Here is a 13,663-nt window from a genome sequence, read left to right on the forward strand (position 1 = left end):
GATTTTCAACACATTCATTGATATCCCCCAGACAAACGCCCTTGCCCTCAGCTTGCCTGTCGTCTTCCCTCTGATTTACCGCAAAGACTTCGCCTCAGATAAAATCGAAAGGAAAAGCAGATGTTGTTTCATTCATGGTTTCAACTTCTTTTGTTTACCAAGTGTCAGAAGTCCCGCAAGCTCCATTCCATAGGCGATGAAGCTGACGAGCATTCCCCATTTTCCATATTGAATCACCATCAAAAGGAACAATCCCAGACCAAACTCCGCCAGCCGCTTCACCGAATCATCTGCGAATAACCGCCGGAACAGCTGGGCCAGAATCAGGAAAACCACCACCAGTTCAATTAATGCCAGAATTAGCTCCAGCGGACCAAGAGAAGCATAAGCGGCGCTCAATATCGCGGCCGATGCCGCAGGAAGCTGGGCAGTCTGACCGCTGACCTCCAGTAAACCATACTGAATCAGCGGAGAATAGCTGGCCATCGTCACGACAAACGTATTGATCAGCGCATAGCCGCCATAAATCAGACTGATTCTGCCGAGCGAAGCCGGACGAAAACGGCGAAAAAACAACGCGGCGGTCAGCGTCCAGGTCAAGACCGCCGTGATCAAATAAAAGACCGTGGAGGTGGGCGTATCCAGATTCAGCGACCAGGCATTTTTAAACACATTCAAGAACAGATTGGCGGTTAAATAAAATGCGGCTCCCAACAAGACGCCGGGGATTTTCGGTTTCTCTTTCGCCGTGAGAATCAACGTGAGCGGCAGCGCCAGCCCCGCGACACCCAGGATCGACAACAAAATCAATTTGAGCATGATTCAGTCCTCCTTCCTCTTTGAAACCGATGGATCAGCGGGCCCGTCGTGACAATGGAAATCACCGTACCGACGCCCGCGATGCCGCCGGCCAGACAGCCCAGCACCGTCAGTGCCAGATCCGCGCCCCAGCGCAGAATCGAATACGATATGCCCAAGCGGGCCTGGGCCGCATGAAGCAGGCTGTCCAGTCCATTCATGCCCAGCTGACAGCGGATCAACATCGCGAGGCTGAACGCATATACCATTTGCCCGAGGAGGAAGACAAGCAGGCGTCCGGGCAGAGTAAACCCGGCGATCAGACTGCCGGTCAGGGCCACTGTGCCGTCAATCGCGAAGCCGGTGACCAGCGCTGAAATCACAGTACCGGCCCCGAAGTAGTTCCGCGCGGTCAGAAACGCCGCCGCAATCAAAACCAGATTATACAGCCGCGACGCCTGACCATAGCTGATATGCAGCTGGCAATGCAGCCCATCCTGGAAAACCGTGACCGTGTCCGAACCGATATTCGCGTTTAAGATCAAGCCGACACCCGCGCCGATGCCCACTCCGGCCAGCGCTGCCAGAACCGCTGTCTTCCACGACAGGCTAGAGATCCGCTCCATTCGTTTCAATCACCCGCTTATACCAGTCAAAGCTCTTTTTCTTAAACCGTTTCCGGCTGCCTGTGCCGTCGTCGTTCAGATCGACATACACAAACCCATAACGTTTGGACATTTCATTGGTCGTGCAGCTGACAATATCAATCGGTCCCCATGCGCAGTAAGCGAACACCTCGACGCCATCGCGGATCGCTTCCTTGATTGCCTTAAGATGCTCACGCAGATAATCAATCCGGTAATCATCCTCAACCGTTCCTGCTTTCAGCTCATCCAGCGCTCCCAGTCCATTCTCCGCGATCATCAGCGGCAGCTGGTAGCGGTCATAGTACACGTTGAGCGAATTGCGCAGTCCCAGCGGATCGACGCACCAGCCCCAAATCGAAGCCGGAAGCAGCGGATTACGGGAGATATCATTCAGATCCGCTGTGTTGTGAACCGCTGAATTCATCCGCGAGTAATAATAGCTGAATGCCATATAATCGGCAGTATAGTTGTGAATCAGATCCAGTTCCTCCTGCGTCATCACAATGTTCAGCTGATGATCCTCAAAATACCGCAGCGCATAGCCCGGATACTGTCCGCGGATCCGCACGTCGCCATAGAAGAACTGACTCATCTGATTTTTCTGCAGGGTGCTGAACACATCCTCCGGCGACGCGGTTTCCGGGTAGCAATTATGATCGGAAATCATCATACCGAGCTTGAATTCCGGATCGATCTCCCGTCCCAGCCTGGTCGCCAGCGAACAGGCCACAAACTGATTGTGAATCGCCTGATATTTCGCTTCTTCCAGATTGTCGACCTGATCGCACAGAATACCCAGAGAATTAAACGATTCGACATAAATCAGGTTGATCTGATTGATCAGAATCCAATATTTCACCTTTCCCCGATAGCGCTCAAAACAAGTCCGGGCAAAGCGGGCGTAAAAGTCGATCAGGCGTTTATCGCGCCACCCGCCGTATTCCGTCACCAGCTTTAACGGCAGTTCGTAATGAAACAGCGTAATGATCGGCTCCATGCCATTGGCTACAATCGTGTCGATCAGGTCGTCGTAGAATTGCAGACCTTCTTCGTTGGGCTGCTCGTCGTCGCCGTTGGGATAGATCCGCGCCCAGTTGATCGAGGTGCGGAAGGCTTTCAGTCCCAGCTGCTTCATCAGCGCCAGATCGTCCTTGTAGGTGTGATAAAAATCAATGCCGCTGCGCTTGGGGAACTGCCAGTCCTCCCTGATCGCTAATAATTCATTTAACCGGGTGCTGGTCATTTCTGAATCCGCATCGCGCTTGCCGCCGCGGACTAAATGGGGATTGTGCCAGTCCACGTCGGGTACGGACAGCCCTTTGCCGCCTTCCTGCCATGCCCCCTCTGCCTGATTGGCCGCAATCGCGCCGCCCCATAAAAAATCGTCTGGAAATCCGTGTTTCATCGCTTCCTCCTTCTTCAAGTTTTTGACTTCTGCGTTTTTACTCTATATTCTGCTTTCGCGATTCACTATATTGTTTTACTTCCGTTTTTAATTTTGCGTTTTACTTTCACCTTTTGTTTTGTGTATTTCTACCCGCTTTCGTGGCGACCCTTCCGCCGCTTGCTTGTTCAGTCTGAAATAGTCTGACCTGAAATAGTCTGATTGGAAAAGAAGCTGCCTGAGATGCAGGCAGCTGTCTGTCGTTTATGCGTGCCGCAGGAAATACAGTTCGCTGAGCTCTTTGATCAGATCAATCGTCGCCATCGTTGTCATCAAATGATCCTGAGCATGCACGACGATAATCGAAAACTCGGCGTGCATCTGTCCGGCAGCCTCCTCCTGAAGCATCGCGTACTGCGCTTTATGAGCCTCGTTAATTTTGTTTTCCGCTTCTTCCATCTTCGCTTCATAGCCGGCATGATCATTCTGTTTCGCCGCTTCCAGCGCTTCGTAAGCAGAGCTTTTTGCGTCCCCGGCATACGAGATAATTTCAAAAGCTGTCATTTTGATATCGGTCATGTTTCTGCCTCGTTTCTTTTGTCTTATGCGGATGCGTTGGCGGACGCTTCCAACTCAGCGGCTTCCCCGCTTTCCTGCTCGATGCAGCGTTTTTCATAGATCTTGAAGAACGGATAATAGATCACCCAGTCGATGGCGAACATCACGACGACTAACAGGCAGGAGCGCCAGTCCAGCGTCGAGATGAACGCGCCCAGCACGGTCGGCGTTGTCGAGGTCAAAAACAGGAACGAATGATTGACCAGCCCCAGCGAGGTACACAGCCAGCCTAACAGAATATTGGCCGATGGCGCTAACATGAACGGAATGACCAGAATCGGATTCAGGAAGATCGGCAGGCCGAAGATCACCGGCTCGTTGATATTGAACAGCGACGGGACGATCGCCACCTTGCCGACGGCGCTGAGCTGTTTCGACTTACTCTTGACGCACATTGCGCACAAGGCCAGCGTGGAGCCCGCTCCGCCGATGCAGGAATAATACGCCCAGAACGACTGGGTATAGACGTGCGGCAGAGCGTTCAGCGCGGTACCGGCCGCGAAGGCTTCGGCATTGGCAGTCAGCGTGACCAGCTGGAGCGGATCCAGAAGCGGCCCGACGACCGTCGTCGGATGAATGCCGAACGAGAACAACAGGTTTTCAAACGCGGTCAGCACGGTGACGGCGACCGGATTTTCCACCGCCACGGTAATTAACGTGAAGATGTACTGCCACAGCTCCGGCAGCAGCTTGCCGAAAGCCAGCTGGGAAATCACGCTCAGCGCATAGAAGAGTATCAACGCGTAGACATATGGGAAAATCGTACTGAACGTATTCTCAATGACCTGCGGGACGCTGGGCGGCATGTGAATCGTCCAGCCCTTCTCAATCGAAATCCGCATGATTTCCACCGATCCCAGAGCGACCAGACAGGCGACCAGAATGCCGACGGAGCCTAAATAGGCAATCGACATCGCGCCGGAAATAACCGGTGAGGCGATCAACAGATATATCGAGGTTGCGCACACCGCGAAATTGACGGCGTTCTTTTTATAATGCTCGGCCAGCGAATACGCTACGGTGAAACAGATAAAAATCGAGATGATGCCCAGCGTCGCTCCATACGGCGCGTAACAGATGTCCTTGAAGTTCGTCGACATCTGGAACCAGGCGTTCATAAAGGCATCAAAGAAACCAACGCCGGTCGCGTAGCCTTCCTGCCACGGGCACTTATAGATTAAGAAAGCAATGCCGCCGACAAACGTAAACGGCAGCGCGCTGACAACGCCGTCGCGCAGCGCCAGAAAGTGCGGTTCGGTTCCGAAGAAGGTCGCCATCGGCATACATAATTCTTCAAACCGGTCGAGGAATTTCTTTTTTTCGTGCTGTTGTTTCGCCATGGAATAAAGTCCCCCTTTTCCCTTTTATTTTTGTTTTGCCTGTTCGCAGCGGCGAATCTGATCCAGAATCGCCTTGCCGTTGCAGCGGCCGAAGTCTGCCGGTTCAATATTCATGACCGTTAAACCCTCATACGGCTCGGCCAGACTCTGCACCGTTTTAATTTGATAGCGGATCTGCGGCGCCAGCAGGACATAGTCATATTTCCCCATGACCTTCTTCGCCTCCGACAACGACTTTGCTTCGATTGTCCACGGTTCGTCGCTTGTCAGGTTTTCTTTCATTTTCTGCAAGACGACGCTGGTGCTGGAACCGCAGGCGCAGACCAGTAAAATGTTCATTGCGTTACCCTCCTCTTGGCTTCTGATTTATTTATACCACCGGAAAGAAAACGGTGTAGGAAAGGAGTTCCCTATCGAAAAGGTAAACTTTATTTGAAGAATTTACCTTTGTGTTAAAGAAGATAAAGGCAATTTCAAATTTTATAATTGTTTATAATGAAAAAGAAAAGAGGGGCGTTTTATGTACGAAAAAGACCGGCTGATTCTGCTTCAGAAGCTGATGGCTTCCTCGGAACCGCTGTCCAGCTCGGCGCTGGCTTTTACGCTGAACGTCAGCGTCAAGACATTGTTGAAATACATCAATCAGCTCAAGGATGAATTGATGGAAAACGGAGCTGATATTTTAATCAAGCGCGGATCAGGATCGGTGTTGATCGTTTACGATCCGGATAAATTCAATCATTATGTCCAGTCTTTAAGCGTGGGGGAAGTCAATGACGTCGGCTCTCCGGAAAACCGCAAAAAATATCTGCTTGCCCGGCTGATCACAGAAAATGAATATCTCAATTTATACGATCTGGCCGATGAAATTTATATTTCTCCTTCCTCGCTGCGCAAGGATCTCAAGGAGCTGAAGCCGACGCTGGAACGCTATCATCTGACGCTGCAGCACAGTCACAGCAACGGCTATCGGATCACCGGCAAGGAAAAGGATATCCGCCGATGTCTGTCCAAGGAAGCGTCGATCAGCGGAATCATCGACTTTCTGCCGCAGGAGACCAGTTACAAATCGAAGCAGCTGAGCCTGATTCAGCACGTCATCGCGGAATCACTGATGAATGCCAACATTTCAATCACCGCCGATTCCTGCAGCGCGCTGTCGCTGCATATTCTGATCGCGATCAACCGCGTGGAAACCAACAATATCATCAATCAGGAAGTTAGCGAAGCCATGCGGCAGTCGCTGGAATACAAAACAGCGATTGATATCAACCGCTCGATTGAGGAAATTTTCCATGTGTCGCTGCCGGAAGCGGAGCTGTGTTATTTTGCCTTCCATATCAACGGGAAAAAGAAAATCAACGCCGATCATGGAAGTCTGGGCGAGGATCTGCCGCAGGACGCCGTTGTTTTTTATAATTTATTTCTGCGCAATATCTTGAAGCTGTCAAAAATCGATTTGTTTGAGGATAAGGATCTGCGGGCGAATCTCTTAACGCACATCGTGCCGTTTCTGCACCGGCTGGAAAATAACATGCAGGTTACGCAGTCGAATCTGTCGTCGATCCGCGACGAGTTTCCGTTCGCCAACGAGCTGGCAGTCTGCGGCCTGTCGTTTATTCCCAGAAAATATGGCATTGCGGTGTCCGAGGAAGAAATCATGTACTTCACGCTGCACATCGCGCTGGCTCTGGAGCGGGGCCCGGAAGCGCGGGTAAAAGTGAATATCGCCGTGATCTCCAACGATATTTCCAGTTTGTTTAAGCTGATCGCTTACCGGCTGAACAAAACGCTGGCGGATTTTATCAATCTGGTCAAGCTGTTCGATGCGAAATCGCTGGATGCAGAGGAACTGAAAAAGTTCGACGTGATTCTTAATGCCACGGAAATGAATTTGCGTTTCGATAAACCGACGTTAAAAATCCAGCCAAGTCTTTCGGAGAATGATCTGCATATCCTGCGCCTGCTGCTGAACAATCTGAATGAGAAGTTTCATCTGGACAAACTGATCCGTCCCGAGCTGTATCTGGAAATCAGCGCTTCTTCACGGCAGGAAGCCTTGATGAAACAAATTGAACACATTCGAAAAAGTTTGCCGCTGCCTGCGAATTTCTATGATTCCGTCGCCGCCCGGGAGCGCATGGGGACAACCGAATATAATAATAAAATTGCGATTCCGCATCCGTTAAACCCGGAACAGCTGCCGAATTTTATCTCCATCTGCAAGCTGAAAAAACCGGTGACGTGGAATGCGAAACCGGTTCAGATTATTTTCTTGGTCTGTATCAATGAGAATCAGGCATTGACACGGATTTTCTTTGATAAAATCTCCAAAATTATTCAAAATAGTCATCTGGCTTTTGAATTGTTGGAAACGAGAAATTATGATGAATTCATGGCAAAGTTCAGTCAGTTCTAAAGGAGGGATTTGATGTTTACTGCATTTCCCAGCTGTCAGTTTCAGGCTGCCCATCCGCAAACTGCCGCTGAAATAAGGGATTATCTTCAATGTCGCTGGAACGCTGAAACGACGGGCTGCTGCCGGAGTGAGGGATTGAAGTTTCAGTCCGGCGATACCCTGATCACGGTTTGTCTCAGCTGCACAGCGATTCTTAAAGAACGATTTCCTTCTTGTTCAGTCATAACACTTTATGACTTGTTGGAGCAGGATTGTGAGTTTCTCTGGCCTGATGTGCACGGACAGGTCATCACGCTGCAGGACTGCGCCCGGGCAGATGTCCCTCTGCGCCGTCAGGTTCGCAGCTTGCTGGCGAGAATGAATTATACCGTGCATGAAATGGGTGAGACAGCGCCGCCCACCTGCGGCACCCTTTTGATGAATCCGATCAGCGAGCGAAATCTGCAAAGCGCCCCGACTTACTTCAAAGCGCTGCAGGCTCAGGTTAAAATTCTGGATTTTGCCAAGCAGCAAAAGCTTTTGCAAGCTCAGGCTGGTTACTATCCTGACAAACGAGTGGTCGCCTATTGCAACAGCTGTTATCAGGCGCTGGGTTCTTTGGATATCGAGCGTTTCCATCTGTTAGATCTTATTTTTATGAAAGACTGATCTATAAATGAATCCAAACTTTGAACCTTTTTACTGCGATCAGAAAGCGTATATCCCTGTGTCGTCATGATATTCTTCAGCTCATTTTCAATTTATTTGCGAATTTCCATCCTTTGTTTGTCATATACAAAAGCGGAATGATGAGAAATAGAGGCATCTGCGGCTATCCCGGAGGCGATCTCAAAAACATTGCGGCCGGCACGACTGTTTCAAGATTGACCGCAACGGAGTAATTTTTACGAATATCAGTTATCAAACCTCGCTTTTTATCTGTATAAAGCAGCGTGTCGGCAATCCGAATCTATGTATTAAATCAGCTGCACTCTCACGTCAGAAACATCCCATTTTGAGAAGCTGTACATCGTAATTCATAGACTCATCACTTTTTCCAAATTAACATGATCTACCTTAATCCCCATGTATTATCGTGAATATTTAAAATAGTTAGTTAAGCCTGCGATCGAATAACGAATGAAACAATCTTTTTGCCTTTCTTGAATTAATTTCAGCGTTGATCTGCTTTTATTCCAACTCAATAAAATAACACAAAAAAATCCTCTGCTCCCTAGAGGAACAAAGGATTGATAATTCATTGTTCTAAATTAGCGCTGAACACGTCCAGAGCCGTCACCGCCTGCCAGCGCTTCGACTTCCTCGGCGCTGACCAGATTGAAATCGCCGTTGATCGTGTGCTTCAACGCCGAAGCCGCAACCGCGAATTCCAGAGCTTCACCCTGCGTCTTCTTGGTTAACAGGCCGTGAATCAGACCGCCGGAGAACGAATCGCCGCCGCCGACCCGGTCAACAATCGGATTGATCTCATACCGCTTGGACTGATAGAATTCCTCGCCGTCATAAATCAACGCCGACCAGCCGTTATGCGTGGCGGAGAAGCTTTCGCGCAGCGTTGTGCAGACCGTCTTGAAACCGAACTGGACGCGCATCTGCTCAAAGATTGTCTTGTAGCCGTTCAGATCCAGCTTGCCGCTGGAAACATCCGTTCCTTCCGGCTTAAAGCCCAGGCACAGCTCCGCATCTTCTTCATTGCCGATGCAGACATCGACATACTGCATCAGATCCTTCATGACCGCCTGCGCTTCGGCTGGTGTCCACAGCTTTTTACGATAGTTTAAATCGCAGGAAACAGTAACGCCGTGCTTCTTCGCCGCAATGCAGGCCGCTTTGGTCAAAGCCGCGCCGTTGGCGCTGATCGCCGGCGTGATGCCCGACCAGTGGAACCAATCGGCCCCCTCCATGATCGTATCGAAATCGAAATCATCGACCGAAGCCTCGGCAATCGAGGAACCCGCACGATCATAAATAACCTTGGAAGCCCGCATTGAAGCTCCGGTTTCCAGATAATAGATGCCTACCCGATTACCGCCGCGGGCGATGTAGTCGGTATGCACGCCATACCGGCGCAGTGCGTTGACCGCCGACTGACCGATTTCATGCTTCGGCAGCTTGGTGACATAATACGCGTCATGACCATAATTAGCCAAAGAAACCGCGACGTTCGCTTCGCCGCCGCCGTAAACGACGTCAAAGGAATCAGATTGAACAAAACGAGTATTGCCCGGCGTGGACAAACGAAGCATGATTTCGCCTAATGTAATGATTTTCATAATTGAGATTTACCCCTTTCCTTATGCCGCATTTTTCAGATGAATCGCAAAGCCGCCGATTTCACCTTCAAAGTAAGCAAATTTCAGATGCCCCCTGGCATCGAACTGTTTCGTTTCTTCAACGAATTTATAACCCCGTGCTTCAAAGTAACGGACAGCGCGATCCACAGAATTCACGGTATAACAGATATGCCCATGCGTTCCGCGGCCGTTTTCATTCATCACTTCCACGGTCTCGCCCGCAAAGAAGCTCTTGGATGTGGCGCGGACATCGCACTGAAGCAGACCTGCCATTTCGTTCGCAATCCCTTCAGAGGTTGACGGCGTAGCGTTGATGCCGACATGATCCAGCTTCAGACCCAGCATCGTCTTAACTGCGTTCTGCGTCAGTTCCTTAATCTTATCGAATTCACCGTTGGCAATCAGCTTGGAATCGATCATCCAGGTGCCGCCGCAGGCCACGATCCGGTCGTAAGCCAGGTATTCGCAGATATTATTTTCCTTAATTCCGCCGGTCGGCATGAAGTTGACGTTCACATACGGAGCCGCCAGCGCCTTAATCATTTTCAGGCCGCCTAACGGCTCAGCCGGGAAGAATTTCACCGTGGTTAAGCCAAATGACAACGCTGCTTCAATATCGCTGGCATTCGCGCAGCCTGGCAGAATCATGATGTTTTTAGACTGGCAGTAACGGACGATCTCCGGATTCAGTCCCGGCGAAACGATGAACTTCGCTCCCGCTTCGATCGCATCGTCGACCTGCTTGGTCGTCAGAACGGTGCCTGCACCCAGGATCATTTCCGGGAACTTTTCATTGATGATCTGCATCGCCTGCCTGGCATGTTCAGTACGGAACGTCACCTCGGCGACAGGCAGACCACCCTCGCACAACGCCCTGGCCAGCGGTTCAGCATCCTCGATCCGGTCGATTTTGATGACCGGCACAATGCCGATCCGGCTGATTTTTTCTAAAATTGCATCCATGATTTCCACTCCTTTTTTTTATGAGTTGATACACTTCTAGTATACATGCTTTCCCCGGTTTGTAAAGAGATGTTCTAAATTTTTTTTAGATATTTAGTAATATGCTAAAAATATTTTAGGTTTCATCCGGACTATCTTGACATTTATCCACTCCTCTGAAACAATATTCATTAGAGAAAAAGGAGGAATTCGCAGGTGAATTCGATCGAAGAACAACGTCTGCTTTTTTCCCAGATTCTGGATCTGCTGGAACATCATTTCGGACCGCAATGCGAAATCGTGCTGCATGACAACACGAAGGATTATGCGCATACGATCATTGATATCCGCAACGGCCAGATCAGCGGAAGAAAGATTGGCGACGGCGGCGGCGCCTGGGGACTGGAGGTTCTCTCCAGCGAACAAACCGACACTCACCGCTATAATAAAGTCATGGTGACCGACGATGGCCGGATCATCCGCAACAGCTCAATTTTCTTTCAGGACAGCGAAGGGAAGAATATCGGTTCACTGTGTCTGAATACCGACATCACGCCGCTGGTGGAAGCTCGAAAAAATCTGGACGCATTTACCCTGCTTCCGCAGGAAGAAAAAAAGATCGGCGAGGAACCGTTTACCAACGACGTCAATCAGATTCTGGAGCTGCTTCTGCAGGAATGCCGCAAGCGCATGGACAAGCCTGCCAGGGAAATGAATAAGGAAGAAAAGATGGAAATCGTTCGATTCCTTGATCACAAGGGCGCTTTCCTGATCACAAAGAGCGGTGATAAGATCTGCGCCTTCCTCGATATTTCCAAGTTTACACTTTACAGCTATCTGGATACCATCCGCAAGGAAGATAAGGAATGAATCCCACGCTGCGCAGTGCCGGATTGACCGGCCTGAAGTGCCTTAACGAAGCGGGTTATGAAGCCTGGTGGGTGGGTGGCTGCGTTCGCGACGCATTGTTGGAACGGCCGGTGCAGGATATCGACGTAACGACCTCCGCTTTGCCTGAACAGACGATCGCCTGCTTCCGCAATGCGGGATACCTGGTGATTCCGACGGGATTGAAGCACGGCACAGTGACGGTCATGATTCACGATTTTCCGATCGAAGTCACGACTTACCGATCTGATGCCGGCTGCCACGATCACCGGCATCCCGAATCCGTTCACTTTTCACGATCTTTACAGGAAGACTGCGCGCGGCGGGATTTTACGATCAACGCGCTGTGCTGGCATCCGGATCTCGGACTGCGGGATTATTTCGATGGCCAGCAAGACCTGAAAAACAAAATCATTGCCTGCATTGGCGATCCGGTGCAGCGGTTTGACGAAGATGCGCTGCGGATTCTCAGGGCGCTGCGGTTCGCTTCCACCCTGGGATTTACAATCCATCCTGACACACGTTCCGCGCTCTTTCATCAGAAAGAACTGCTGCGGGTGTTGTCTGCCGAGCGCATTGCCCGGGAAATGGAAAAGATGGTCGTCGGACTTCGCTGGCCGGAAATCTTCGCCGGCAATCATGAAATTCTCACGGTTCTGTTTCCTCAGCTTCCCGCCCTGCAATCACCGCAGGCGATTCAAAAAGCGTTCGACGCATTCCGATTCTGTCCGCCGGTGACGCTGCCCCGGCTGGCCTGTTTCTTTCTGGAATTGCCGCAAGCGCCGTTGACCTATTGCATTGATCAGGCTCAGCATTGGGCTGGGCAGCTGAGGTTTTCCAATCGAAACAAAAAAAATCTGATCCAACTTGTCCAATATCAAAATCGCCCGCTTCCTCAGGATCGCATTGGTTTGCGGCTTCTGATCAGCGAACTTCCGGATTTGGTCGTGGAATGGATCCAGCTTCAACAGGGCTTAAACCGGCTTACACCGCAACAAGCCGCTCGCCTGATCGCCGCCAGTGAAGAAATTCGCGGCCAGGACTGCCTGACCCTCAAACAACTGGCGGTCAACGGCGCTGACTTGATCGCCGCCGGCTGTCCCCGCCCCCAGATCTCCGCACTTTTAACGCAAACGCTGAAAGCGGTGATGGAAGATCAGATTCCGAATCAAAAAGAAGCACTTCTGAGCTTTGTCCATCAACAACGAAAGCCGGAACACCCCGAGTAAACACTCTGGGCTCCGGCTTTTTTTGTCTTCTTCATGATTTTTGAAAACCGACTTTTTTTCTGACTCCCGTTAATTCCAGTTGGTCGTGAAATATCCGTTTTCCTGAATGAACTCCAGCGTGCGCCACATTTCCACCGCGCGGGTTAATCCTTGTTCGTAATCCGGCAGCGGCCAGCGGAAGAACTCAAAGGTCGCAGTGCCTGGATAATTGATCGCATTGAGCGCTTCAATAACTTCAATCCAGTTCACCGTACCAAAACCGATCGGCAGATGCTGATCCTTTTTCCCGTTGTTGTCATGCAGATGCACTTCGTACAGCTTCTTTCCCATGCGCTGGATCGTGGCCGGGATATCCACGCCGTCCACATTCGCGTGGCCGACGTCCAGACAGAAACCGACATTCTCCAAATTCACTTCTTCCACCAGCGCAATCAATTCGTCGATCTGACTGTAAAAACGCCCGCCATAGATATTCTCGATTGCCAGCCTAATCCCTTTTTCCGCAGCCCGCTGGCCAAACCAGCGCAGGTTTTCCACAACCCGCCGGTTCGTTTCTTCTGCACCCCATTTTTCTAACGAAGCTTGATGAACGATTTTATTTTTCTTAAATCCCCCGTCTGAAAAAGTCCCCGGATGCACAACGAACACCCCCGGTTCCAAAACACTGTAAATATCCAGACTTTTCTGCATATAATGACGGACCCGTTTCTGTTCAGGATCGTCCTCATCCAACACGGAACCGACAAAATGATAAGACGACACCTTCATCCCTTTTTGGACAGCCAGCGCATGAATCTGATCGGCAAATTCCTGATCTTCGGCATCCTTTTCCGGATACACCTCCTGATCCCAATAGGTATTGAACGTATGAATGCCTAATTTCAACGCCATTTCCATGAGCGTGTCCGCCTTGTTGAGATCCAGCTTGCCCTCGGCGTTGACAAAATCAAAGTGCAGTGAACATTCCCGCATGTTTCCCTCCTGTTTCCGCTCTCTGTAAGCAGAACCTTTCTGTTTTTATTATACGGCCAATCTTGTCAGGAAACAAGGGCTCTTTCAAAAATAGTGTTGGTGAGAGAAAAACCGAAACAAGAAAGACGCAGA

At 50.4% G+C, this 13,663-nt stretch carries 13 protein-coding genes; 4 read left to right on the plus strand and 9 right to left on the minus strand.

The genetic code is table 11. The annotated features are described in order from the left end of the window. Nucleotides 1-132 precede the first annotated feature (132 nt). The 6 genes from I2G61_RS10025 to I2G61_RS10050 all read right to left on the minus strand — a co-directional run bounded on the left by I2G61_RS10025 (nt 133) and on the right by I2G61_RS10050 (nt 5,126). Nucleotides 133-819: a hypothetical protein gene (locus tag I2G61_RS10025; RefSeq protein ID WP_195548235.1), complete on the minus strand. Its 687-nt coding sequence runs from the start codon at nt 817-819 to the stop codon at nt 133-135. Continuing rightward, nucleotides 807-1,424, minus strand: a complete 618-nt coding sequence (locus I2G61_RS10030) for a YitT family protein (protein WP_195548236.1) — start codon at nt 1,422-1,424, stop codon at nt 807-809. The genes I2G61_RS10025 and I2G61_RS10030 overlap by 13 nt, the downstream gene beginning before the upstream one ends. Further along, the gene (locus tag I2G61_RS10035) at nt 1,408-2,850 is read right to left on the minus strand and encodes a family 1 glycosylhydrolase (RefSeq protein WP_195548237.1); all 1,443 of its coding nucleotides are present in this window, start codon (nt 2,848-2,850) and stop codon (nt 1,408-1,410) included. The genes I2G61_RS10030 and I2G61_RS10035 overlap by 17 nt, the downstream gene beginning before the upstream one ends. 243 nt (nt 2,851-3,093) lie before the next feature. Next, nucleotides 3,094-3,408 carry a PTS lactose/cellobiose transporter subunit IIA gene (locus tag I2G61_RS10040; protein ID WP_006057311.1) on the minus strand — a complete coding sequence of 105 codons (315 nt, stop codon included), beginning with the start codon at nt 3,406-3,408 and terminating at the stop codon, nt 3,094-3,096. 23 nt (nt 3,409-3,431) lie between these two features. Next, nucleotides 3,432-4,787 carry a PTS sugar transporter subunit IIC gene (locus tag I2G61_RS10045; RefSeq protein WP_195548238.1) on the minus strand — a complete coding sequence of 452 codons (1,356 nt, stop codon included), beginning with the start codon at nt 4,785-4,787 and terminating at the stop codon, nt 3,432-3,434. Nucleotides 4,788-4,811: 24 nt separating this feature from the next. Further along, nucleotides 4,812-5,126, minus strand: coding sequence for a PTS sugar transporter subunit IIB (locus I2G61_RS10050; RefSeq protein WP_072683032.1), 315 nt, complete (start codon nt 5,124-5,126; stop codon nt 4,812-4,814). Between the two features lie 181 nt (nt 5,127-5,307). On the opposite strand from I2G61_RS10050, the gene I2G61_RS10055 reads away from it, so the two are divergent. Together I2G61_RS10055 and I2G61_RS10060 are read left to right on the plus strand one after the other, a co-directional pair. After that, nucleotides 5,308-7,206, plus strand: coding sequence for a BglG family transcription antiterminator (locus I2G61_RS10055; RefSeq protein WP_072683031.1), 1,899 nt, complete (start codon nt 5,308-5,310; stop codon nt 7,204-7,206). Between the two features lie 12 nt (nt 7,207-7,218). Then, nucleotides 7,219-7,854: a hypothetical protein gene (locus tag I2G61_RS10060; RefSeq protein WP_072683030.1), complete on the plus strand. Its 636-nt coding sequence runs from the start codon at nt 7,219-7,221 to the stop codon at nt 7,852-7,854. A 602-nt stretch (nt 7,855-8,456) separates the two neighbouring features. On the opposite strand, the gene I2G61_RS10065 is transcribed toward I2G61_RS10060, so the two are convergent. Then, nucleotides 8,457-9,479: a sugar kinase gene (locus I2G61_RS10065; RefSeq protein WP_072683029.1), complete on the minus strand. Its 1,023-nt coding sequence runs from the start codon at nt 9,477-9,479 to the stop codon at nt 8,457-8,459. Between the two features lie 21 nt (nt 9,480-9,500). After that, nucleotides 9,501-10,463, minus strand: coding sequence for a bifunctional 4-hydroxy-2-oxoglutarate aldolase/2-dehydro-3-deoxy-phosphogluconate aldolase (eda, locus tag I2G61_RS10070; RefSeq protein ID WP_072683028.1), 963 nt, complete (start codon nt 10,461-10,463; stop codon nt 9,501-9,503). Between the two features lie 195 nt (nt 10,464-10,658). On the opposite strand from eda, the gene I2G61_RS10075 reads away from it, so the two are divergent. Together I2G61_RS10075 and I2G61_RS10080 are read left to right on the plus strand one after the other, a co-directional pair. Further along, a complete protein-coding gene (locus I2G61_RS10075; RefSeq protein WP_072683027.1) occupies nt 10,659-11,312 on the plus strand; it encodes a transcriptional regulator in 654 nt (217 codons plus the stop codon). Next, the gene (locus tag I2G61_RS10080) at nt 11,309-12,559 is read left to right on the plus strand and encodes a CCA tRNA nucleotidyltransferase (protein ID WP_195395791.1); all 1,251 of its coding nucleotides are present in this window, start codon (nt 11,309-11,311) and stop codon (nt 12,557-12,559) included. Before I2G61_RS10075 ends, I2G61_RS10080 begins: the two co-directional genes overlap by 4 nt. Nucleotides 12,560-12,628: 69 nt before the next feature. Here I2G61_RS10080 and I2G61_RS10085 read toward each other — a convergent pair whose 3' ends face one another. Next, entirely contained in the window at nt 12,629-13,531 is a 903-nt protein-coding gene (locus I2G61_RS10085; RefSeq protein WP_195395792.1) for a sugar phosphate isomerase/epimerase, read from the minus strand. Between the last annotated feature and the right edge of the window lie 132 nt (nt 13,532-13,663).

It is taken from the genome of Holdemania sp. 1001095H_141210_F2 (assembly GCF_015558105.1).
Lineage (GTDB): Bacteria > Bacillota_I > Bacilli_A > Erysipelotrichales > Erysipelotrichaceae > Holdemania.